Origin of the sequence: Nostoc sp. (assembly GCF_036917135.1) — a bacterium.
In the GTDB taxonomy this organism is placed as follows: domain Bacteria; phylum Cyanobacteriota; class Cyanobacteriia; order Cyanobacteriales; family Nostocaceae; genus Nostoc.
On record NZ_JBALEA010000025.1, the window covers coordinates 110,418 to 132,772 of the forward strand.

General features: G+C 43.7%; 16 protein-coding genes and 1 pseudogene. 11 read left to right on the forward strand and 6 right to left on the reverse strand.

Annotated elements, in window-relative coordinates; translation table 11 throughout:
- Positions 1 to 319: 319 nt before the first annotated feature.
- The 4 genes from V7K50_RS07295 to V7K50_RS07310 all read left to right on the forward strand — a co-directional run bounded on the left by V7K50_RS07295 (position 320) and on the right by V7K50_RS07310 (position 6,736).
- Complete coding sequence (locus V7K50_RS07295) at positions 320 to 1,180, forward strand: RnfABCDGE type electron transport complex subunit D (protein ID WP_334958582.1); 861 nt, start codon at positions 320 to 322, stop codon at positions 1,178 to 1,180.
- A gap of 10 nt (positions 1,181 to 1,190) precedes the next feature.
- On the forward strand, positions 1,191 to 2,570 hold the full coding sequence (locus V7K50_RS07300) for a DUF2330 domain-containing protein (RefSeq protein ID WP_334958583.1): 1,380 nt from the start codon (positions 1,191 to 1,193) through the stop codon (positions 2,568 to 2,570).
- Positions 2,571 to 2,776: 206 nt separating this feature from the next.
- On the forward strand, positions 2,777 to 3,427 hold the full coding sequence (locus V7K50_RS07305) for a sigma-70 family RNA polymerase sigma factor (RefSeq protein ID WP_334958585.1): 651 nt from the start codon (positions 2,777 to 2,779) through the stop codon (positions 3,425 to 3,427).
- 675 nt (positions 3,428 to 4,102) lie between these two features.
- Positions 4,103 to 6,736 carry a CHAT domain-containing protein gene (locus tag V7K50_RS07310; RefSeq protein WP_334958587.1) on the forward strand — a complete coding sequence of 878 codons (2,634 nt, stop codon included), beginning with the start codon at positions 4,103 to 4,105 and terminating at the stop codon, positions 6,734 to 6,736.
- Between the two features lie 120 nt (positions 6,737 to 6,856).
- On the opposite strand, the gene V7K50_RS07315 is transcribed toward V7K50_RS07310, so the two are convergent.
- The gene (locus V7K50_RS07315; RefSeq protein WP_334958589.1) at positions 6,857 to 7,261 is read right to left on the reverse strand and encodes a four helix bundle protein; all 405 of its coding nucleotides are present in this window, start codon (positions 7,259 to 7,261) and stop codon (positions 6,857 to 6,859) included.
- A 165-nt stretch (positions 7,262 to 7,426) separates the two neighbouring features.
- Here V7K50_RS07315 and V7K50_RS07320 point away from each other — a divergent pair, with 165 nt between their 5' ends.
- The 3 genes from V7K50_RS07320 (at position 7,427) to V7K50_RS07330 (ending at position 12,030) form a co-directional block, all read left to right on the forward strand.
- The gene (locus V7K50_RS07320; protein ID WP_334958591.1) at positions 7,427 to 8,395 is read left to right on the forward strand and encodes a DUF1822 family protein; all 969 of its coding nucleotides are present in this window, start codon (positions 7,427 to 7,429) and stop codon (positions 8,393 to 8,395) included.
- A 284-nt stretch (positions 8,396 to 8,679) separates the two neighbouring features.
- Positions 8,680 to 11,013: a CHASE2 domain-containing protein gene (locus tag V7K50_RS07325; RefSeq protein ID WP_334958679.1), complete on the forward strand. Its 2,334-nt coding sequence runs from the start codon at positions 8,680 to 8,682 to the stop codon at positions 11,011 to 11,013.
- Positions 11,014 to 11,163: 150 nt separating this feature from the next.
- Complete coding sequence (locus V7K50_RS07330; protein ID WP_334958593.1) at positions 11,164 to 12,030, forward strand: DUF928 domain-containing protein; 867 nt, start codon at positions 11,164 to 11,166, stop codon at positions 12,028 to 12,030.
- Positions 12,031 to 12,388: 358 nt separating this feature from the next.
- On the opposite strand, the gene V7K50_RS07335 is transcribed toward V7K50_RS07330, so the two are convergent.
- Positions 12,389 to 12,880, reverse strand: coding sequence for a DUF4363 domain-containing protein (locus tag V7K50_RS07335; protein WP_334958595.1), 492 nt, complete (start codon positions 12,878 to 12,880; stop codon positions 12,389 to 12,391).
- Between the two features lie 437 nt (positions 12,881 to 13,317).
- Between V7K50_RS07335 and V7K50_RS07340 the strand changes: the two genes are divergently transcribed.
- Positions 13,318 to 13,602: a peptidase gene (locus tag V7K50_RS07340; protein ID WP_334958597.1), complete on the forward strand. Its 285-nt coding sequence runs from the start codon at positions 13,318 to 13,320 to the stop codon at positions 13,600 to 13,602.
- 83 nt (positions 13,603 to 13,685) lie between these two features.
- On the opposite strand, the gene V7K50_RS07345 is transcribed toward V7K50_RS07340, so the two are convergent.
- From V7K50_RS07345 to V7K50_RS07360, 4 genes are all read right to left on the reverse strand, one after another.
- Positions 13,686 to 15,554, reverse strand: coding sequence for a glycosyltransferase family 39 protein (locus V7K50_RS07345; protein WP_334958599.1), 1,869 nt, complete (start codon positions 15,552 to 15,554; stop codon positions 13,686 to 13,688).
- Between the two features lie 102 nt (positions 15,555 to 15,656).
- Positions 15,657 to 16,901, reverse strand: coding sequence for a glycosyltransferase (locus tag V7K50_RS07350; RefSeq protein WP_334958601.1), 1,245 nt, complete (start codon positions 16,899 to 16,901; stop codon positions 15,657 to 15,659).
- A 596-nt stretch (positions 16,902 to 17,497) separates the two neighbouring features.
- Positions 17,498 to 19,195 (reverse strand): multicopper oxidase family protein, encoded by a 1,698-nt coding sequence (locus tag V7K50_RS07355; RefSeq protein WP_334958603.1) that lies wholly within the window; start codon positions 19,193 to 19,195, stop codon positions 17,498 to 17,500.
- Between the two features lie 388 nt (positions 19,196 to 19,583).
- Positions 19,584 to 19,757, reverse strand: coding sequence for a hypothetical protein (locus tag V7K50_RS07360; RefSeq protein WP_334958604.1), 174 nt, complete (start codon positions 19,755 to 19,757; stop codon positions 19,584 to 19,586).
- Between the two features lie 87 nt (positions 19,758 to 19,844).
- Here V7K50_RS07360 and V7K50_RS30650 point away from each other — a divergent pair.
- From V7K50_RS30650 to V7K50_RS07370, 3 genes and pseudogenes are all read left to right on the forward strand, one after another.
- Positions 19,845 to 20,345 (forward strand): annotated as a pseudogene (locus tag V7K50_RS30650) (transposase); the annotation flags it as partial.
- A gap of 393 nt (positions 20,346 to 20,738) precedes the next feature.
- Positions 20,739 to 21,662 carry an energy-coupling factor ABC transporter permease gene (locus V7K50_RS07365; RefSeq protein ID WP_334958606.1) on the forward strand — a complete coding sequence of 308 codons (924 nt, stop codon included), beginning with the start codon at positions 20,739 to 20,741 and terminating at the stop codon, positions 21,660 to 21,662.
- Positions 21,655 to 22,308 carry an energy-coupling factor transporter transmembrane component T family protein gene (locus tag V7K50_RS07370; protein ID WP_334958608.1) on the forward strand — a complete coding sequence of 218 codons (654 nt, stop codon included), beginning with the start codon at positions 21,655 to 21,657 and terminating at the stop codon, positions 22,306 to 22,308. Before V7K50_RS07365 ends, V7K50_RS07370 begins: the two co-directional genes overlap by 8 nt.
- Positions 22,309 to 22,355 lie beyond the last annotated feature (47 nt).

The window sequence follows — 22,355 nt, forward strand, 5'->3', positions numbered from 1 at the left end:
TAGCGGTTCTCGTTTACATGAGGTACATCCGTAGGGGCACGGCATTGCCGTCCCCCTACATTTCGTGATGTAATGTAATGTTGTACCGCATCTGAATGGGAACCGCTATATTCGGCGATCGCCTATGGTGAGAGAAACAGCGCCATCTGCAATATAGAATTGGTATGAGATACTTGTATACTAAACCTCTCTCCGTTTTACTAAGAAAACGTGGAGAGTGGGGACGCTTTGTAACAAAATTTGTAACAGCAATACTATTTGAGCTAACACTCGTCTAGATTAATGACAAATCTAGGGGGAATCCCTGAATAAAAGGGTAATGTTGCTCAAAGATATACGAGATTATCAAATTCTATTTCTGGGCTTATTCCTAGTCTTGGGAATCGGTACACGAGATTGGACGCTGCGACCAGAGTTAATTGGGGTAGCGATCGCCACAAGTCTAGCAACTCAATGGATCTTGTCATTTGTCATTAGTCATTGGTCATTAGCAAAGAACAAAGGACAAAGCCCAAATCTCCGTAGTGCTTTAATTACCTCACTGGGACTCAGTTTATTGTTGCGGGCTGATCACTGGACGACAATGGCAATAGCCGCAGCAATGGCGATCGCTAGCAAATTTATTTTTCAAGTTGGCGATAAGCATTTCTTCAATCCCGCCAATTTTGGCATCATTTCTGCCTTGATTTTCACCCCCGATGCTTGGGTTTCGCCGGGACAATGGGGTGAAGAGTGGTGGTATGGGCTATTATTTGTCGGTACTGGCGGCATGATTTTGCAGCGCGTTGGGCGTTGGGACACCACAGCAGCTTTTTTGGGTTCCTACTCCTTGCTAGAAGCCATTCGCAACCTCTGGCTGGGTTGGACTTGGGATGTTTACTGGCATAGATTGATGAGCGGATCTTTGCTGCTGTTCGCCTTATTTATGATTACAGATCCGCGATCGATTCCCAATTCCCGAATTGGGCGTGTAGTTTGGGCAACCTGCATCGCCGGATTAACCTTTATCCTGCGAAATTATTTCTTTGTTTCCACAGCAGTATTCTGGGCGCTGTTTGCCCTTGCACCGTTGAGCATCTTGATAGATGTTCTTTGGTTAGCGCCGAGGTTTGGTTGGGATGAGGGGGATGAGGGGGATGGGGTAGTACTGCTAACTCAGCACTCATTACTAAAAAAGTAGAGGATAAAAAATGAGATTTTTCCGACTTTTAACGCCATTATTGTTAGCAATTGTAGCTGTTTTGTGCTTTGCACCGGCAGCTTGGGCATTTTGTGGATTTTATGTAGCCAAGGCTGATACAAAACTATATAACAAAGCTTCTCAGGTGGCGATCGCACGGGATGGCGATCGCACTGTCCTAACAATGGCAAATGACTTTCAAGGCGAAGTCAAAGATTTTGCGATAGTAATACCTGTACCAACGGTATTACAAAAAGAGCAAGTTCACGTAACTGAACCAAAGATTATTGAACGCCTAGATGCTTTTAGTGCGCCGCGATTGGTAGAATATTTTGACTCAGATCCCTGTGCCCCAATAGGTAATACCGATGGGATGGGTGCAGTACCAGCGCCAGCCGCAGCGAGAAGTGAGGCGCGGAATGCAAGGAGCGATCGCAGTTTGGGGGTAACAGTCGAAGCACGTTTCAACGTGGGCGAATACGACATTGTAATCCTTAGTGCGAAAGAATCTGGCGGATTGGAAACTTGGCTAAAACGCAGTGGCTACAAAATTCCCAGAGGTGCGAAACAGTTACTTCAACCTTATATTCGCTCCTCAATGAAGTTTTTTGTTGCCAAAGTTAACTTAGATAAATTTGAGCAATCTGGCTATCAGTTCCTCCGTCCGCTACAAATTTCCTACCAGTCACCTAAATTCATGCTGCCAATTCGTTTGGGCATGATCAATGCTACGACAGAGCAGGATCTCATAGTCTATATTCTTTCACCCCAAGGACAGGCAGAAATCACTAACTATCGGACGGTGAAAATTCCCTCCGACGCAAACATTCCCTTGTTTGTCAAAGATGAATTTGGGGAATTCTACAAATCCATGTTTCAAACTAGCTACACTAAAGAAGATCGGAAAGTTGGTTTTTTAGAATACGCTTGGGACATGAGTAGTTGCGATCCCTGTTCTGCCGATCCTCTAACTCCAGAAGAACTCAAGGAAGCAGGCGTATTTTGGCTAGATGATAATTCTGGAAATAATCTGCCAGTATCCCCAAGCTTTCGTCGCTCCTTTCCTAGAAATAGCGTTTTCATCTCTCGGTTGCATGTCCGCTACACCCGTGACAAATTCCCTGAAGACTTGATATTTCAACAAACTGCTAACAGTGAATCTTTCCAAGGGCGTTATGTTTTGCAACATCCGTTCCAAGGGGAACTTAAATGTCAGGCGGGTAGAGAATATAAGCGGTCTTTACCTAAGCGTTTTGAACAAGAGGCGCAAACTCTAGCTAAACTAACCAATTGGAAAATCCAAGACATTCGCAACAAAATGAAGCTGAGTGTCGGGAATTTGAGATATTCTTGGTGGGAAAATTTCATGTCCTGGCTGGGATTGTATTGAGGGGATTGGGGATTGGGGACTGGGGACACTTCGACAAGCTCAGTGCATCGCTGGGGACTGGGGACTAGGGACTGGGCATTGTCAAAAATTCTTCCTCATCTCCCTTATCTCCACTCCCCAATCCCCAACATCGTGACGAAAGGTAATTCTTTGGGTGTTGTTATACGCAATACTAAGATATTCTTGCTTTCTTCGCCAAGATTGTCATGGTTCAATTCGATGAACAGCTACGCTGCTTAGTTAAAGAAGCCTGTGGGCACCGACCTGGAAGCCCTCAGCGTCAGAAGCTGCTCACGCAAATTATTCGCTTGAGTGCAAGTAGACTTTGGAGAGAAAATACTCCCTACTATCAAGATGCACTACAACAAACTTGGTTGTATTTTTGTCGTAATGTTTGTGAAGGTTTGACAGGTCAAATCTATGACTCTACTTATGGCAGTGTCATCACCTGGCTGAATGCTTACCTAAAACGGAGACTACAAGACTTTTACATTAACCAAAACCGGGAAAAAGCCACAACAGTCTCTCTGAAAATTCGTCAGTCTACATCGGGTAGAACAAGTGAAACCATTGACCCTGTAGAGAATCTCCCGGCTAGCCCCCAAGTACCTGCAATTCTAGAAGATTTGGAGATATGGGTGCAGACTGATTCTGATGGAGAATTGCGCGGTACTTACATTAAAGGGCATCCAGATGTGAATTGTCAGGTGTTAATTCTCAAACGCTTACCCCCAGAAGTTAGCTGGAAAGAATTATCTGAGGAATTTGGGCTGTCAATTCCGACATTAAGCAGTTTTTATCAGCGCCAATGTCTACCGCGTTTGCGTAAATTCGCACAGTTGGAGGGATTGTTGTAACCATTCCCTGCTTTAAAAAGAAAGAGCTATGTCCCCCGCCGAACACTACCAACAATTGCTGGTTCACTTAGGGACTTCCAAGAAATAAATTACCCAAATAAACGAACCACAGAGACACAGAGGAATAAGGAGGAGGGAGTTTTTTCACCAGTTTTTTGGGTATTTTTTTATTTGGAAGTCCCTTATGTTGTTTGCGGAACTGAAAGCGGCAAAAGGCGATTGCGGCTTAGAGGTTGTTTGAAAAGTGTTTCCCTGTGGCTTTAAGCACCTTGAGATCCCCCCTATCCCCCCTTAAAAAGGGGGGAACCGGAATCAAAGTCCCCCTTTTTTAAGGGGAGCCACTGCGGTCTTGGGGAGCCAGTCGCTCAGAGGGGTTTCCCCAAGTGGAGGATCTGGCGTGTCTCCCCAAGTAGAGGAGCCAGCTGTGTGGGCGGGTTTCCCGACTTGAGCGGACTGGCATCAACTGGCATGGATTTAGGGGGGTCTAAAACTTTTGATACCGACAAGAGGACTTTTCAAACAACCTCTTAGGTTATGATAAAATAACCTCATCAGTACAAGATTTAAAAACCTACCCCCGGACTGGGGGAAAGTCCACGCCCGAAACAACTTTTGAGTGTCAAGGCTAAAACAACTAGGATTTTTGGCACCCGCCCGACGCACATATTCACCGCATTGGTTCACCTTTTACGTTTGCTTTTGTACTTCCTGATCGCTTTGCTATGCATTCTCGGTTCACCTGTGCTGGCAAAAGTTTCTGGCTCAATCAATTTATTATCTCAACTGCCAATAAACAGTTTTACATCCCTGGCGGTGGCGGTTGATCCTGCCTCACTACTAGAACAGGGCAAAATTTTATACAGTGCGGGAAACTTTGCCAAAGCTGTAGAGTTGTTACAACAGGCTGTGAAGGAATATAAGCAGCAAGGGGATAGCCGCAGACTGGCAGCGACACTAAGTAATCTTTCCCTAGCTTACCAGCAACTCGGTGCATGGAGTCAGGCGCAGCAAGCAATTACAGAAAGCTTAAATTTGCTCAAAGGAGAAAATGAAAACCAAAATCTGCAAATATTTGCCCAATCACTAGACATTCAAGGTCGTCTGCAATTGTCAATGGGAGAAGCTGAGGCGGCTTTAGCAACTTGGCAACAGACAGAAAAAATTTACAAGCAAACAGATAATCAAAGTGGCGTGGTGCGATCGCTAATCAATCAAGCCCAGGCGTGGCAAACTCAAGGATTTTACCCCCGGTCTGTCAAAATACTCGAACAGGTAAGTCAGACCTTAAAATCTCAACCAGATTCCAGAGAAAAGACAGTGAGTTTGCGATCGCTCGGTGATGCCCTTTTGGTATTGGGCGATTTGGAAAACTCACGCCAAGCCCTAAAAGAAAGTCTGATGATTGCTCGAAATCTGCAATCAAACGCGGATATTGCGGCGAGTCTCTTCAGCTTGGGAAATAATGCCCGTAAACAACAGGAAAAACAACAAGCGATCGCCTATTATCAACAAACAGTCACGGCATCTCCCTCACCCCTGACAAAAGTCCAAGCGCAACTGAATCAACTGGGACTACTCATTGAAGACCAACAATCGGCAGAGGTTCAAACTCTCTTGCCGTTGATTAAGTCCCAACTCGACCAACTCCCCCTCAGCCGTGGGAGTATCTATGCTCAAGTTAACTTTTCACAAAGTTTAGCAAAAGTCAAGAGTGGTAATTTCCAAGCATCTAGTCAGAATTATTACTCAGGATTCAGCACCAAAGACTCAGCACTATTACTCGCTAGTGCCATCCAGCAATCGCGCAGTTTAGGGGACAAGCGGGCAGAGGCTTATGCTCTGAAAAGTTTAGGCGGCTTGTACGAAGAAACCAGACAGTGGTCAGAGGCGCAAGACCTGACCCGACAAGGATTAGCCTTGGCACAGAGCAGCAATGCACCAGAAATTACCTATAGCTTAGAATGGCAGTTAGGTAGATTGCTCAAAGCAAAAAAAGATATTAATGGTGCGATCGCGGCTTATGATGCTGCTGTAAACACTCTCAAGTCTCTCCGCAGAGATTTAGTAGTGAATAAAGATGTAGTGAACCAGGATGTGCAATTCAACTTTCGGGATAGCGTCGAACCCGTCTATCGCCAGTCAGTAGAATTACTGCTGCAATCCCAACAAGGAAAACCAGATGAAAAAATATTGGAGAAAGCCCGCGAACGGATTGAAGCACTCCAACTAGCAGAATTGGACGACTTTTTCCAGGAAGCTTGTTTGCAAGGTCAGAAAGTAGCCCTCGATCAAATGGTAGACCAAGATAATTCCCAGGCTGCCATCCTTTATCCGATTATTCTTCCTGACGAACTCCAGGTAATTGTCAAAATTCCCAAACAACCTCTGCGAAGCTACAAGACTGAGATTTCCCAACCAGAAGTAGAAAAACTCTTAGTAGAACTGCGAAGAAATCTTGTCAATCCCACCGCTACCAAGATTGTCCAAACTCAATCCCAAGAAGTTTACAACTGGCTGCTCAAACCCATTGAGTCACAATTGGAAACAAGTGGCGTTGACACCCTAGTTTTCGTTCTGGATGGCGCGTTACGCAATTTACCAATGGCAGCTCTCTATGATGGTAAACAATACTTGGTAGAAAAATATGCGATCGCTCTCAGCGTAGGGCTGCAACTCCTCAACCCGAAACCACTGGTGCAACAGCAGTTAAGAGCGCTAACCGCAGGATTAACTCAGCCCCCGCCAAGATTTGCCAGCTATGGGCCATTGCTTGGGATCAAATCTGAATTCGACGGCATTACCAAAGCCGGAGTATCCACAACTCGTCTACTAGATGGGGATTTTAAGAAAAAGAATTTAGAGAGTGAAATTGCTGCTGCTTCATTCAACATAGTGCATTTAGCAACCCACGGACAGTTTAGTTCCCGCCTTGAAGACACTTTTATTTTAGATTTCGATGGTCAAATCAATGTCAAAGATTTTGATAATCTCTTCCGCAGTCAGGGTAAAACCGTAGTAGAACTATTAGTTTTAAGTGCTTGCCAGACAGCCGCCGGAGACAACCGTGCAGCACTCGGTCTAGCAGGGGCAGCAGTACGGGCTGGGGCACGTAGTACCATCGCTTCCCTATGGCAAATAGATGATGAATCGACAGCGATGTTTGTGAGTGCCTTCTATCGAGAACTCAAGAGTGGCAAAATCACCAAAGCCCAAGCAGTCCACCGTGCCCAGCTAAAGCTGCTGAAACATCCCAACTATCATGCACCAAGCTTTTGGTCTGCCTATGTATTGATTGGTAATTGGTTGTAAATTGGGGATTGGGGACTGGGGATTGGGGACTGGGGACTGGGGACTGGGGATTGGGGACTGGGGACTGGGGACTGGGGACTCGTTTATCTAGCTCAGAACTTCAAATCTGCCAATACCTAATCACCAATCACCTAATCGAGTACCGTACTCTTCTTTACCTTGTTGCTGGGAACGAATGAAACGACAGTAACCGTTAAGACCTTTTTCAATCTGGTCTTTAAGCTGACTAACCCAGTGTAATTGTTCTGCATTGCAGTACCCCAGGCTTTCAGCAATGATGAAGGCGCTTTTAGTCTCAGTTAATGAGCCACGAGCAATGTACATAAAACGCAATCTATCTAGATAATGATAACGTCCATAGCCCTCAGCTATGTTCAGCAAAACACTGCAAGCGGATCTTCGTAATTGATCGCTCAAATTGTAACGCTCAAAAGTTGGTAACCTATCTGCCAATCGATAAGCCGCTTTTAGCAGCTTGAGGCTCTCTTGATAGAAGTCTAAAGACTCAAAACCTCTATCTCCCATATCATCTCAATATACAATCCATCAATTTTATAGGATATTTTTCCCAATCCCCAATCCCCAGTCCCCAATCCCCAATCCCCAATCCCCAGTATTCAATTTTGTGGCATAAATTTAGTGAATGCGGGTGATATGTACATAGCAGCATTGATCAGTAGGAATTGAATTATGAATAACTCCACCTATCAGCTAGACGACTTCGCTTTAACATTGCCGATTTCCCAATCAGCTCGGAGAATTGCCCAGAAATTTGCTAGTCAGCAGCCAAATTCTCAAAAAGCAGAGCAAGTCCGACTGAATACTCTGGCTGTATCGGTGGTGAATGACTACTTACAAATGATGGATATTCCTACTGATCTTCAAGCTAGTGACAGCTGGAACCCTATCATGCGCCTTTGTGGAAATATAGCTGACTTAGACATACCCTCAATTGGTCGTCTGGAATGTCGCCCTGTCCATCTGCATCAGCAGATATGTTCCATTCCTCCAGAAACATGGGAAGAACGGGTGGGTTATTTAGTAGTTGAATTTGATGAATCGCTCCAAGAAGCTCGGCTGCTTGGTTTTATCCCAAGTATCACAACTGAAACACTGCCTTTAGCGCAATTGCAACCATTAGAAGCATTTATCGACCACCTGTGGCAACTGCGCCAATCTCCAGTTAGTTCAATAGTGAATTTGAGTCAGTGGTTTGCTGGTATATTTGAGACGGGCTGGGAGACTATTGAATCCCTGTGGAATGTGCCGGAACTCAGACCAACTTATGCCTTTCGCAGTACTGAAACTTTGGAACTAGATGCCCTCAACCGACCAGAATCAATTACTAAACGGGCAAAACTGATTGATTTGGGTATCCAAATTCTCAATCAACCTGTGATGTTGATTGTGGAAATCAATCCCGAAAAAGATCAACAAACCAGTATTCATCTGCAATTACACGCCACTGGGAATCAAATCTATTTACCGCTAGGAGTTCATCTCACCGTTTTAGATAGTTCAGGAGCAGTATTTCTAGACGCTCAATCTCGAAAATCGGACAACTACATTCAGTTACAGTTTCGTGGCGAACCCACAGAGCAATTTAGCGTTAGGGTAGCCTTGGATAATACCAGCATTACCGAACATTTCCGAATTTGAAATATGTAGCTATTTTCCCTCTTTGTCGGTAATTTATTACGTAGTAATTGGTTAATTAGAAATTAAAAATTCAAGTCTGCTTTTGGAGATTTTGAAAAAAGTCTGTAGACGCTTGTCGAGCTTGTCAAAACAATTTTAGATTTTAGATTGACTCTAACAATCAAGTCAAGGAAAAGTAATTAAATTTTGGATTTTGAATCTTCAATTCCATTATTTAAAATCTAAAATTTGCTGATCAGACATGAGAACAGGGCATGATTTTGCACAGGGGCATAGCGACGGTCATGGGTAAGTTAGTGGTTCTGAAATTCGCAGAGGGTAGTTTTGAGCAGGGGTTTGCTGTCAACCTCCAAATTGGTGAAGAATCCGAGCGGGCTGCAACAGAAATCACGGGGAAGTTACCTTCATTCCCGGAAATGCCGCTTTACTATAGTCATTGGCAGTCTAGTTATCGGCAGATGGGCAATCGTTATCGCCTCCATGCTGACCAAATGCAGGTGACGAATGTATCGATGATTCAAGACTGCGAAAACGCTTCCCATATTTTGCGGGCACGCTTTAATACCTGGCTGCGGTCAGAAGAGTTTCGCCCTTTGAGGGAAAAATGGTTAGAAAGATTGTCCTCTACGGAAGAAATCCGGGTAATTTTGCAAACAGAAAATAGCCAATTGCAGCTATTACCCTGGCATCTGTGGGACTTGTTAGAACGCTATCCAAAAGCGGAAATTGCCCTGGCTTCACCATCCTACGATCGCATTCACAAGCCACGCATTCCTAATAAACTAGTCAACATTTTGGCAATTGTCGGCAATAGTCAAGGAATTGACACTCAAGCCGATCAAGCTTTACTGCAACGATGTAGTAACGCAGACGTTAGCTTTCTGGTAGAACCACAACGTAAGGAATTGACTGACCATCTTTGGGGAAAAAACTGGGATATTCTCTTCTTTGCTGGACACAGTTCTAGTAACAGAAATACAGAAAGTGGACGAATTTACCTAAATAAAACTGATAGTCTGACTATTAGCGAGTTAAAATATGCTCTCAGGAAAGCCATTGAAAACGGGTTGCAGTTAGCTATATTCAACTCCTGTGATGGATTGGGATTGGCGCGAGAATTGGCTGATTTGCAAATTCCTCAAATGATCGTCATGCGCGAACCAGTGCCAGACCTGGTTGCAAAAGAGTTTTTAAAGTATTTTCTTGAAGGCTTTGCCGGTAGCGAGTCTTTATATCAAGCGGTACGCCAAGGGCGGGAACGCTTGCAAGGACTTGAGGATCGATTTCCTTGTGCAACTTGGCTACCAGTGATTTGCCAAAATCCCGCGCAGATACCGCCCACTTGGGATGAATTAAGGTTTGTCAAAAATGAAGATCCACCGAATTTAGCTTTGTCTAGCAGACCCAGATTTCAGAGAATTTTGTTATCCAGCTTGGCAATTACAGCCTTGGTTTGTGGGGTGAGATTGGTGGGATGGCTGGAAAATCCAGAAATTCAAGCCTTTGACCTGATGATGCGATCGCGCCCTGGAGAGAAACTTGATCCGCGCCTGTTGATCATCACAATTGACGATGATGATTTGGCAACTCAAAGACAAAATGGCGAGTATTTAATCGGAGCTTCCATTTCCGAAAAATCTCTCAACAAACTCTTAGCAAAACTGAATCAATATCAACCCCGTGCCATCGGTTTAGATGTCTACCGTGATTTTACCGCCAAAGAGCCAGATTTAATTACTCGTCTCCAGCAAACTCAGAACTTGATTGGTGTATGCAAGGGGAGCGATCGCACAGAAAATATCAAAGGTATTAAGCCACCGCCAGAAATCCCCACAGAAAACTTGGGATTCAGCGACTTTATTCACGATCGCGATGGAGTTATTCGTCGGCATCTTTTGTTCATGAACCAAGAGGCGACATCATTGTGTCCGGCTCCATATTCCTTCAGTGTACAACTAGCTTCCCTCTATCTGCGCCCTTTAGGAATTCAAACCAAGTTCACCCCTGAAGGTAATTTGCAGCTAGGTAAAACTATTTTTGGGAATCTGAAATCTCATACTGGCGGCTATCAAAATATTGATCCCAATGGCGGTCAAATCTTGCTCAACTACCGTTCCTCAAAAGAGATCGCCGAACAGGTGAAGCTAACCGAATTTTTATCTAGTCCGGTTAACCCCAACGCGATCAAAGACCGGATTATTTTAATTGGTGTGGTAGCAAAGGGGGATTCTCCAGACACCTGGCCGACACCCTATGGCGCTTTTTTAGATGAGCAAATGCCAGGAGTGTTAGTACAAGCGCACATGATCAGCCAGATCCTCAGTGCTGTCCAGGATGGGCGGCCATTGCTGCGGGTTTGGTTACTGTGGGTTGAGGTGGTCTGGATTTGGGGCTGGTCTTTAGTAGGAGGAGTCCTGGCTTGGCGCAGACTTTCGTTACCCTGGTTGGCATTGGCAGTTGGTGTTACCTCTAGCGTTTTGTATTTAGTTTGCTTTGGTCTGTTAATTTCGGGTGCTTGGGTGCCCTTTGTCCCGTCGGTCTTATCGCTGCTAACTATGGTGGGCTTCATGTCAATTCATAATTCAAAAACAAAAGTACGGGAGGGGAGTGGCGAATAGGGAATGGGGAATGGGGAGATGAGGGAGATGAGGGAGCAGGGAGCAGGGAGAAGAGTTTTCCCCTCTGCACCCTGCACCCCGCCCCTCTGCCTCTTTTCAATGCCAAATCTAAAATCTAAAATCTAAAATCTAAAATCCGATGAGGTTTTTATGAATTCAAATTCACAACCGATAAAACTGTTTTTAGTAGTAGCTTTTAGCTGTACAAGTTTACTCGTTAGCCTGATTCTGGTACCGGCGAAATCAATCTCTGCTTCTTCAGGTAGCGATGCCGTTCGCGGAGCGTCTCGTAGAGAAGGCGGGCTACGCCTACGCTCTGATCTTAAAACCCTTGCTCAAGGCACAACCTTTAATCAACCTCCAATTCCACCAGGTCCCCCTCCAGGAGGTCGCGTTCGTGGTGGAGCAAAGCGCGGGACGCTGGGATGTCCACTTACTAAACCTGATCTGACTGCTTTCGTGCCCTTTACTGAAGAAGCTAACTCAGTGATTAATGTCTGGGGACAGACAACGCTAGAACGCCCAAGTTGGTTTTTCTATGTGCCTTATACTAAAGATTTGCCTTATGTAGTTGAATTTGTACTGCAAGAAGATCCTGAGTCTAAAAACTCTAAAGAGATTTACCGAAAAGCGATCGCTTTACCGGATAAGTCAGGAGTCATCCGCGTTTCTTTGCCTACTACTGCTCCGGCTTTAGCAGTAGACAAACAATATCGCTGGTTTTTCAGCATTAACTGTGATCAACAAGAAAATTCTCCCTGGACTTATGTTGAAGGGGTAATACAACGAGTTAACCTGAGTCAAGCAACAGTCAAAGAACTAGAAACGGCAGAACCTCTAAAGCGCTACGCAATCTATGCCCAAAAGGGGATATGGTACGAGGCACTGACGACGCTAGCTGAACTGCGTCAAAAAAATCCTCAAAATGCGGCACTTCAGGCACAGTGGCGGAATTTACTAGGCAGCATCCGCTTAGATGATGTTGCAGGAGAACCCATTCTTCCAAGAACACCTTAAACTATACATTTTGATGGATAAAAGAACGAACCGCAAAGGACGCAAAGAGCGCTAAGTAAGAGGTTGTTTAAAAAGTGGTTTGCTGTAATTTTAGGCACTGATTGATCCCCCCTAACCCCCCTTAAAAAGGGGAGAACCGGAATCAAAGTCCCCCAATTTATCGGGGAGCCACTGCGGTCTTGGGGAGCCAGTCGCTCAGAGGGGTTTCCCCAAGTGGAGGATCTGGCGTGTCTCCCCAAGTAGAGGAGCCAGCCGCGTGGGCGGGTTTCCCGACTTGAGCGGACTGGCATCAAGTGGCATGGATTTAGGGGGATCTATAACTTTTTGCTACCGATAAGAGGACTTTTCAAACATCCTCTTAAGGCTTGGCAACACTAGTGACATTCTTGTTAAGAGACGCTAAGGCTGTTAACAATTTTGGTTTATTTGGTGCAGAGGCTTTAAGCCCTGCCTTAATCTCATCAGATTTATCTTCAATTTCTTTGTAGGTAGTGGGAGATTTCGCTTTAACTCCATCCTCAACCTTTGACCAGAAATCCTCAAACTTATCAAATTCCCCTTTAGCTTTGGTAAAATTTCCCGCCACAACTGCCGTCTTCGTATTGGTAACAACAGCCTCTAAACCTTTAAATTCGGTATTTGCATTGGGACTAACTGCTGTTGGGGCGCTGGTTGTCGCAGCAGGACTAGCAGATGTTTGGGCGCTGGTTGTCGCCGCAGGACTTGCCGTATCAGAGACAGAACTCCCAGCAGGTGATGTCTGTGCAGTAGGTTCTTCACCCTTGTTGCATCCAACCAAAGCCATCAGGCTGATTAGAGAGACTATCAGTACAGGATTAAAACGATTCATTATAGACTCCTCATCAAAACTCGTTTTTGTAGACTAATACAGCCTTGCAGAAATAACTATCCAGTTGAAGAGGCTTAAGAGCCAATACTGAGTGCTGAATAGAATTAGTATTTTCTCAAGGCTTTTGAGAGTGTAATCAAGAACAGAACTAGTGTTCAGATATCGCGCTCACTATGAACAAAAATATTGGGTAATATTTCTGCCATTCAAATATTAAAGCTATTAAGATAAAAAACTCCGAAAAAACCAATATTTTATCTTTCCGAGTTTTTTACCTGCTGTGCTTTAACTTAAGAACAGAGTCTCTAAAAACTCCTCATACCAATTGCTTACTTCGAGTCTTGTCTGACAAGACTCGATTTTTATCATCTAAATTTGCAATTTAGGTGATAGTGAGCCTAGATTGTAATAAAGTTTATACTGATCGGAGAACTATTATGAAACGCTCATTTCGTAAGTATCATCGGATCTTTGGTATCATCTTATCTGTGCCACTTGTTTTAACCGTACTGACTGGGATGTTAACAACGTTTGTTCGCGAGTGGTCTATGAGTATAGGAGTTCCAGCTAGCTTCCTCTTAAGTATCCATACGGGCGAAATCTTTCATCTGGAAGGAATCTACCCAATTTTGAACGGATTAGGACTTCTGGGATTGTTGGCAACAGGATTAAGTATGTCTGGTTTATTTGGTAAAAAAACTCGGTCAAACCCCAAGAATTAAACAGAGAGACTTGGAATTTTTCCCCTTAGAACTTTGGGAATGGGGTTAGTGGGTTAGCTTTTCATGGGCTTCCACTTCCCAGCTTATTGACAATGATAAAGTTCATATTCATAGCCATTCACCCTTGGAAAAGATTTAGTATCAGATATAATGCATGTTTTGACTGTTTCTGCAACAGGAGCGTGAAAGTTTACCAACCATAAGTCAAAAGGTCGTGGTAAATTCTTTAAAGTATTTTCCAGAGCAATGGTAGAAGTATTCGGATCTTGGTCTTGATGGGCAAGGAGAAACAGAGGTTTTTGGAGTGAATTGGCAAGTTTAATTTCCCTACCTACCCCCATCATTTCCCCAGTGTGTACATAAGTTTTGTGGGTGGTGGCAATCAGTACTGGCACTGGGGATATTTGTTTAATTAGTTGCACAAACAAGTCAGGGCGATAATATTTTTGATAGCCAAGATTGCAGAAGACTGTAACTGCACTCAGCAATGCCATTAACCAAATTAACATCACGGCTTTTTTCCCGTTTATTCCCCATCTGCCGATCTCTTTTATGCCATTTTTCCCTGATTCTCTTCCCATCAATTCCTTGAGAGGATGCCAACAGACTGCGAGACTTGCCCCTAGTAAAATAACGATCGCGGGAAAGTATACAAAGTTATAACGAGCGCCCCTAGTTAGATCGATTCCCAAAAAGTAGGCAAAGATAAAGAATAAAGCGATCGCGCCGATCACAATTCCGATAAACACCTGCATCATTATCCCGTTTTCTGGGTGCTGTAGTTGAATCTTGATCCCCCGCAGCAAAATTGGTACTGCCCAAATAAAGAAAGTCAACATCACCACTCCAGAAGGAATCACAACCAATATCTGTGAAGATTCAACTGGTAACAGGCAAATCATGGCAATCAATGTTCCTAAAGCTTGAAAGATTGGGCTGAACCAATCTAGTCCAACGCGCGAACCTTGAATCCATTCGGTCAAATTTTCCCGATATTTATTCTCTAAAAAGATTGGTAGCCAAATCAAACTCGTGACAAAAGTACCTGTAGCAACGGCATAGATGCGCCGCCAAGGAGGAGAGAAGAGGAGAGAAAATTTGCTGCTAGTCTGCAATTGACGCCAAGCCAGAAAAATCAAAACTAGAGCTTCACTACAGAGGGTGAGGGTGAAAAAGTAATGAGTCGCAACACCTAAAGCATTAATTACTACCCAGAAAAGTGCTACCCAGATGGGTAAAGGTGTGCGGTTTTGAATATGACGTGTGGCAATTACTAAGCAGGTAAGGGAACCAATTACCCATAAGACTGCCAAGGTGTAATGACGCGCTTCTTGCGCCAAAAATACGCCGTAGGGTGATACTGCCATCATGGCAGCAGTCAAGTGTCCCACTAATCGTGAACGAAACGCTACTCTAGCTAATATGTAAACACAGGGAATGGAGATCGCACCGATGATGGCTGGTAGCGATCGCGCCCCAAATAGCGATACTAATCCTCCATCGCTGGGAAATAATTTCATCCACAGGTAAGCCAGGACAAAATACAGTGGTGGATGGTTATCTTGTGTAAGTAAGTTATGAACCACATCACCAATACTAGCTGCTGGGTTTGGTTGCAGTGGTTGCAATAGGATATCAGGTGCGATCGCTTGATCTAGGGGAACTCCTAAAAAAGTATTCCCCAAACTAAACACCAAGGTAGAAAACTCATCAGTCCAAGGAGGCTTTGCAGTCAAGTTGGCTAGGCGTAAACTGATGCCGATGATCAACCATATTAAGATCAGCAAGGGGTGAAGCCAAGAAGCAGGGAGACGAGTCTGCCAATTATGCCAATCCTTGTGTTGTGAGCCAGAGTTTATATTTGCCAAAGACAGGAAATGGGTAGTAGATACAGATAGCAACGCGATAATTTTTCTATAAAAATAAAATGCACCTTGGAAAAGAACTCTCATTGGCAAGACTCACACGAATGAATTTGTAGATTTGACGTTCGAGATTTAAGTTCGTTCTCAAATCTAAAAACAAAAATCAAAATCTCAAATCCCTCGTTGTGACTATTTTACGTCAGTGACGCGCCAGCTAAGTTTTAAATTAATCCAGAAATTCCAGATAGTAGCAACTGCGATCGCAATAAAGTTGGCAATATAACGGTTAGGAATGATAAAATTGTATACCAGATTTAATATCAGTACGTTCAAGAGGAGTCCAGCAAGGCAAACGGCGTTGAATTTTAAAAAGCGCTTCCGGCGTTGATGCCATTCTTGCTGTCTAGCGCTGACATCAGCAAATGTCCAAGCGTCATTCCAAAAGAAATTATTTAAAATTGCGATTTCACCAGCAATAATTTTGCTACGTGTCAGGGGCAAAGCCAAAGTAGTTGGATCGCTGAGTAGATAAAGTAATCCCATATCCACAAATACCCCACTAAAGCCAACCAACCCAAAGCGCAGGAATCGACCAATGGGGAAATTGACTTTTTTACTCAATTGTCCTGCTCGCCCTGTGGAAAGCCGCAACCGCACTAAGTGGTGGATGTAATCTATATATTGCTTCCATGTAACTTTGCTTTCACCCTCTTTACGTTCACAGAACACATACCCAACTTCGGCAACTTGGTCTACTTTTCCCCGCCCGATTACCTCTAAGAGAATTTTGTATCCTACGGGATTAAGTGTTGCATTGGCGATCGCACTCCGACGCACCATAAAATAACCACTCATGGGGTCAGAAACTCTGCCCAGTACCCCCGGTAAGATCACCAAGCCTAACAACTGAGCGCCACGAGACAAGAAACGCCTAACAACACTCCAGCTACTAACACCACCACCTTCGACGTGACGGCTGGCTACTGCCAAATCTGCTCCCTGGTCAACACTACGCAATAATTGTATCAGTACCTCTGGTGGATGTTGCAAATCTCCATCAATCACCCCCAACACATTCCCCGTCGCTGCTTGCCACCCACGAATCACCGCAGAGGACAGCCCCCGTTCTTGTTGGCGACGCATCACCCGCAACTGTGGGTATTCTGTCGTCAAAGATTGTGCTATTTCCCAAGTTCGGTCTGGGCTATCATCGTCTACCACTATTAGCTCATAGTTCCCGGGAATAGATTCATCCAGTAATTGACTTAATATACTGACCACATTCTTGATGTTGTCACGCTCTTTATAAGTAGGAATTACTAGAGAAAGATGAATAGATTCACTACCTGTATCCACAGGGTTAGGAGGCAAATCTAAAATCTTTAGTGGACCAGTTGGTACTGTTAACAGTAAGTTGGATGAGTTTGTCTTCATATTCCAAATTGCAGAACGAGGGTGTCTCAAGTCCGTGGAAAATAGAGCCGAACTGCTGGCTTTATTGACTGAACTTAGTTATTTAAAACTTAAGAAATACTTTTGTTACAGTTAGCTTTTCTGAAAGTTTAGTAATTTCCGCACTTCGATTCAGAGTATTTTCGCAAGTTTTATCTAAAATTTAGATTTTACCACTTATTTTTATGGTATATTTACAATACCGATATATTTTTATATAAATACACCTGATAATTAAGTAAATTAAGTCAGAAAATATACAGTTTATAAAGCGTATTTTTATGATTTCTTAATACTACTTTGTCAAGCTAGTAATTAAGAGTTAGTAGTAAGCACTTTAGTGCTTAAGATATAAAGACTGAAGTTCTTACTACTAACTTGCTTACCATCAATTTAAACCTGAGTTTTGAAGATCAAGTCAGAAATTTTGGGAGCATCCACTTTTGGAAGAAACACCGAGCGATTGGAAATCGCGGCTACACAAACTTACTCCTCTTCGTTGACAAATACTTCTGAGGAATTGGCTGCTATCTCTCTATAGGCAGCTAGTTGCAAAACGCTGTATAATTTTGACGGGTCTAGTTAGCACTCTTGACTTGAATAGATGCCATCATACCCTTGTCTTCGTGTTCCAAGATATGGCAGTGGTAGACAAAGGTACCTGCAATACTTGTACCATTCTGAATACCTCGGAAATCCATTCGCAGTTTCGCACTGGGAAACGGGGTGTTTGGCTTACCGTTCCAGGCAGGTACATTGATTGTGTCGCGCATCATCCCGATCTCACTTGCATCGGAACTGTTCGAGACGAGGAAGTGGATTTGGTGGATATGGAAGTTATGGACTTCCGAAGTTCGGTTTTCCACGATCCAATCCTCAGTCGTTCCCTCCTGAACCGTGATATCGGGAGTCTTGAAGTTTGGATCGTAAGCTTTCGGCTTATTTGGCTCGACTGTGATGTAGAACTGCTCTGGTTGTACATTAGGAGCTGTTTGAGAAAAGTAGAGCTTGCGCTGCTTTACAGGCTTGTTCTGATTTAGTCCAGAAAAGCGATTGCCCGATACCTTGCTTAAGTCAACGCTTAACTCAGGATTTGAGGCTGAAGCAGATGATGCCGCTTGCGTCTGAATTTTAGCTATAGTTCGTTGTGGGTTCCTAGCGTATTGTGCCCCTGTGACATAATTCAGCGTCAAAAACTTGGCATCTTTAACCGACGCTTGAGGACCCCTGATCATGAACTCTGCCCTTCCGGCTGGGGGTAGCAGAATGTGGTAGACAGATTTAGTCTGGTTCAGCAACTGACTATTAGCATTGATTGGAACACCATCCATTGATACTAATTGAAGCGGTTGAGCAATGCTATTGTATTGGACTTGCAAATCAAAGAAGCTATCCGCCGCAGTATTAGCCACACGCCAAAACTGTTGTTCATTGGGTTTCATTTGAATGATGGCTGGCGGATCGTAAATCCCCCCACCTTTATACTTAATTGGAACTGAGTTGATGGAAATATCCTTCAGTGGTTGCTGATAGTCAAAATATTTTGGTAGATCCGTATCACGTAGCACAAACACCCGTTCTGGAAGTCGAGCAGCTTGGTTGTTATACTTCCCGATGCCTTCAATAATAATGGCACCTGTTAATCCACTTAGCACTTGGGTTTGACTCAGCATGTGGACGTGTGGGTGATACCAGTATAGTCCGGGTGGCTCTCCCTGTGGAATATTGATATTGTACTGGAAGGTCTGTTTCGGCTCAACCACCGTCCGCACAACTTCGTCCTGATGGCATTTTGAAGATATACTCAAGCCATGAAAATGCAGGTTGGTTGAATTTGCAGGTGCCATTCCTCCAGGATATTGGCGTTGACAGTTTTGGTCTTGTGTTCCTTTTGCTTGACCTGGTAATTGGTTATTCAATCTCAGTACTAAGTTTGTGTTACCTGGACTAACCCTAATAGTTGGTGCTTGCAGGTTTCCATTGACAACATAGCAGTTTTGCTTAGGGGCAATGTTGACAACCGTAAAGTTTGCTGCATGGGTGGCATCAGGATTGCGGATTTCTGGTGGGTTTTTGACAATGCTTCCCGCAGGTGGTACAGCGCAAACAGAAGATGGGGAGATGGTTTGTGCCGTCCCTCGCAACGCATATATCACAACAACAAGAACAAAAAAAACACTGCCAGCAATCTTTAAGAGTTGCCGCAGTTGTCTTCTCTTCAATACCTCTGGGAGCGCTGCAAGCTTTAATGCTATTCGTTTAATAATTCTGGTCATGAATGGTTTTTCTCTCAAAGAAGTTAAGTAACACTTGCAAGTTGAGCCACTCTCTGCGCTACAAGTGCGGAGAATCGGGTAAAAGTTAAGTTAGGTATTTGGCCTTATTAGCTATCTGGCTAAGAGATTTTTCCTCGACAGAGATCGACTCTAAGAGGTTGTTTTAAAAGTAGTTTGGTGTAATTTTTGGCAATGCTCAAACTGACACTGAAAACTTTGTGCGACAGTAGTTTTACTTTTTATACATCTCCGAAAATCAGTTTGAATTTTTAGCTACCTGTGCAGCATAAGAGTGTAAGTCGTATTCGCCATAATCAGAAGCTTTTCTTGTCTCTGCAAAGGCATTACTTCTTTCTTTTTTATTACCTCTGTGTATCTTTTTAGCTTGCTAATAAGCTGATGAGTTCCCCACTAATTCTAACCTTGTCATTATTTCACCCAAACAAGCATTATAGAGTTGTCTTCCTGCTTGAAACGGAGCTAGCAATGCTTTTTCTTGTTTACTGTCAATAATTAAAGGCATTTCTGTGATGAATGAATCAGTGGAAATTTTAGCTATCATTTATCTTTTGATTTAGAGATAGTATCGACCTGGAAACAAATATATAATAAAGCATTGTTCCTGTCAATTAGTTATTGTATCTCTATAATGAATGCAGCAAATAACAGACAGTATCAACATAACAATCATTGAGTTGGTTCAGCAAATGTCCATTTAGTTGGGATTTCCAAAGGTCGCAAGAAAGTTTTGGTGTGAGAAATAAAGCTTAGACTTAGCCAAATCTTAACAGAAGTGGCCAATGAAAAAGGATGGATTATCAAAGCTTTAGAAATAGCGCGATATTATGTTCATATTTTAGTCGAATCCGATTCTAGTGTTGCGATTAATCAAATAGTTAAAGCAGATTGCGCTCTAATCGAATACACGTAGAGACGTAGCAGTGCTACGTCTCTACAAGGTTTTAGGTTTTATATATGTACTTCATTTCCCTGAAATCTGCTGTAAAGCTTTTAATGTTGATCATCTCGATATTTAAGGTAAGAATTTCCTCATTTTTTGAGACTTTCGACCTTGTGGAGTCACGCTTATTTCTACGACATAGCTGGTAAAATAAGTTTTGCAATTATCCAGAAATATATCAACGATCCTTCAGAAAGCAAAATAATCTTGACGGTAAATAAATTTACCGTGTCGGCATTCCACCCCGACTTAAAAGACGTAAACCCATCAGAATTTTTGGGATTTTGATGGGTTTACTTCGGGGATATCTCCCTTCAGTGTTTTTTAAGTATAAAAATATTCCTTTTTGCAGGTTTTATCAACTTTTAGTGATAAAAAATAAACTTAACAAAAATTAACGACTTAATAAATTAAGTATAATATTGAGTAGATACTGGATTATGGGAGTGTAAAAAGTAACAATTTAAGATCCTCCAATAGGGCATTGCAAAAAAGAGAAAAATCTTGTTTGTTATTAACTTGATAGCGTAGTTTTATTGCTTGTTGTGAGTAAATGAACATCTAAAAAATACAGGGTAAATCATGCATATTCCTGATGGATTTGTTTCTGTTCCGGTGGCAGGGGCTACTGGTTTAGTGAGTTTGGCGGCGATCTTCATTGCCTTCGAGCGATCGCAAAAAGCTTTTGGTATGCGTCGTGCGCCCCTATTGGGACTAACCACCGCTTTCATTTTTGCCGCCCAGATGATCAATTTTCCGGTAGCAGGAGGTACCAGTGGTCACTTGTTGGGGGGAACCTTAGCGGCGATCGTTTTGGGTAGTCCTTGGGCAGCAACTTTAGCCATGTCAACGGTTTTCGTCATTCAGGCAGTTCTATTTGCCGATGGTGGCATTACTGCACTGGGGGCAAATATTTTTAACATGGGGCTAGTGGGAATCTGGGTCGGTTGGTTGTTATACCAACCATTACAGCGACTACTGGGAGGTTCTAGAGGACGCTTACCTCTAGCAGCTGGCATTGCAGCAGCATTCAGTGTGGTGGCGGCATCCATTGCTTGCGCTATTGAGTTAGCCATTTCAGGAACAATACCCTTGAACATCGGTTTACCAGCAATGGCAGGTGTGCATATTTTGATTGGCATTGGTGAAGGACTGATTACAGGGGGCGTGTTAAGTTATCTTGTCAAAGTCCGACCTGACCTCTTACCGGGAGAACAGCCGCAATTACAGAAGTGGTTGGTGCCAGTGGTGAGTGTTCTCCTAATTGCTGGTGTGCTATCACTGTTTGCCTCAACTTGGCCTGATGGATTGGACTCAGTAGCCGAAAAATACCGCTTCAAAGACAAAGAAGCCCCAGTAGTTGAAATTCCTACTCCTTTGGCTGATTACAAGGTTAAGGGCTTAGATGGGAAAGTTAGCACCAGCATTGCTGGACTTCTGGGGTCTGGAGTTTGCTTTGCTGTTGCCTTTGGCATTGCCAATGTGGTGAAACCGAAGAATGCTTAAACTTTCCTTACCGCTACGCTTGCAACTGTCTCTAGTGATTGTAGTCGGGGCAGCTTTATTGAAGCATTCTGCTTGGTATGGACTAAGTGTATATGCTGCGATCGCACTTTTATGGGCTTGGCTGTTGCGCGTACCAATTCGCCAATTGGGAGGATTACTCGGTACAGAATTGATTTTTTTGTCATTGCTAGCATTGCCCTTGGGATGGGAACGAGCGAGTTTTTTGTTGCTTCGTTCGCTGGTTTGTCTGGTTACGATGAATAGTTTTTTGTTAACCTTACCGCCCCACAGTGTCGGCATCGCCCTCAAAAGCTTACCTGTACCAGCACCTTTAAGGGAAAACTTGTTGTTAACTGGGCAATATATGGAAATTTTGCTCTGCGAAGTAACGCGGATGCGCCGCAGCGCCCAATTACGCGGTTTGACTGGAACAGGGGGATGGCTGCGTTATGCCAGTGCTGCCATGATTGGAGCTTTGTATCTCCGTAGTCTGGACAGGGCAGAGCGAGTCTACGCGGCAATGGTGGCTCGTGGTTACAACGGACAATTGCCCACAGATTCTACCCTCAGACCAAAAGAACGTTTTGCCCTGTTACTAGCTTGGGCGATCGCTGCTGGTGTAACCCTAACTTCTTACAAAATTTAACCCACTCCCCAGTACAGACGCGATTAATCGCGTCTCTCCTCACTCCT

What these genes read in the sequence shown, in the direction of transcription:
- V7K50_RS07295 (WP_334958582.1), top strand. Translation starts at nt 320, where the DNA reads ATGTTGCTCAAAGATATACGAGATTATCAAATTCTATTTCTGGGCTTA.
- V7K50_RS07300 (WP_334958583.1), top strand. Translation starts at nt 1,191, where the DNA reads ATGAGATTTTTCCGACTTTTAACGCCATTATTGTTAGCAATTGTAGCT.
- V7K50_RS07305 (WP_334958585.1), top strand. Translation starts at nt 2,777, where the DNA reads ATGGTTCAATTCGATGAACAGCTACGCTGCTTAGTTAAAGAAGCCTGT.
- V7K50_RS07315 (WP_334958589.1), bottom strand. Translation starts at nt 7,261, where the DNA reads ATGGGAGATAGAGGTTTTGAGTCTTTAGACTTCTATCAAGAGAGCCTC.
- V7K50_RS07320 (WP_334958591.1), top strand. Translation starts at nt 7,427, where the DNA reads ATGAATAACTCCACCTATCAGCTAGACGACTTCGCTTTAACATTGCCG.
- V7K50_RS07325 (WP_334958679.1), top strand. Translation starts at nt 8,680, where the DNA reads ATGGGTAAGTTAGTGGTTCTGAAATTCGCAGAGGGTAGTTTTGAGCAG.
- V7K50_RS07330 (WP_334958593.1), top strand. Translation starts at nt 11,164, where the DNA reads ATGAATTCAAATTCACAACCGATAAAACTGTTTTTAGTAGTAGCTTTT.
- V7K50_RS07335 (WP_334958595.1), bottom strand. Translation starts at nt 12,880, where the DNA reads ATGAATCGTTTTAATCCTGTACTGATAGTCTCTCTAATCAGCCTGATG.
- V7K50_RS07340 (WP_334958597.1), top strand. Translation starts at nt 13,318, where the DNA reads ATGAAACGCTCATTTCGTAAGTATCATCGGATCTTTGGTATCATCTTA.
- V7K50_RS07345 (WP_334958599.1), bottom strand. Translation starts at nt 15,554, where the DNA reads ATGAGAGTTCTTTTCCAAGGTGCATTTTATTTTTATAGAAAAATTATC.
- V7K50_RS07350 (WP_334958601.1), bottom strand. Translation starts at nt 16,901, where the DNA reads ATGAAGACAAACTCATCCAACTTACTGTTAACAGTACCAACTGGTCCA.
- V7K50_RS07355 (WP_334958603.1), bottom strand. Translation starts at nt 19,195, where the DNA reads ATGACCAGAATTATTAAACGAATAGCATTAAAGCTTGCAGCGCTCCCA.
- V7K50_RS07360 (WP_334958604.1), bottom strand. Translation starts at nt 19,757, where the DNA reads ATGATAGCTAAAATTTCCACTGATTCATTCATCACAGAAATGCCTTTA.
- V7K50_RS07365 (WP_334958606.1), top strand. Translation starts at nt 20,739, where the DNA reads ATGCATATTCCTGATGGATTTGTTTCTGTTCCGGTGGCAGGGGCTACT.
- V7K50_RS07370 (WP_334958608.1), top strand. Translation starts at nt 21,655, where the DNA reads ATGCTTAAACTTTCCTTACCGCTACGCTTGCAACTGTCTCTAGTGATT.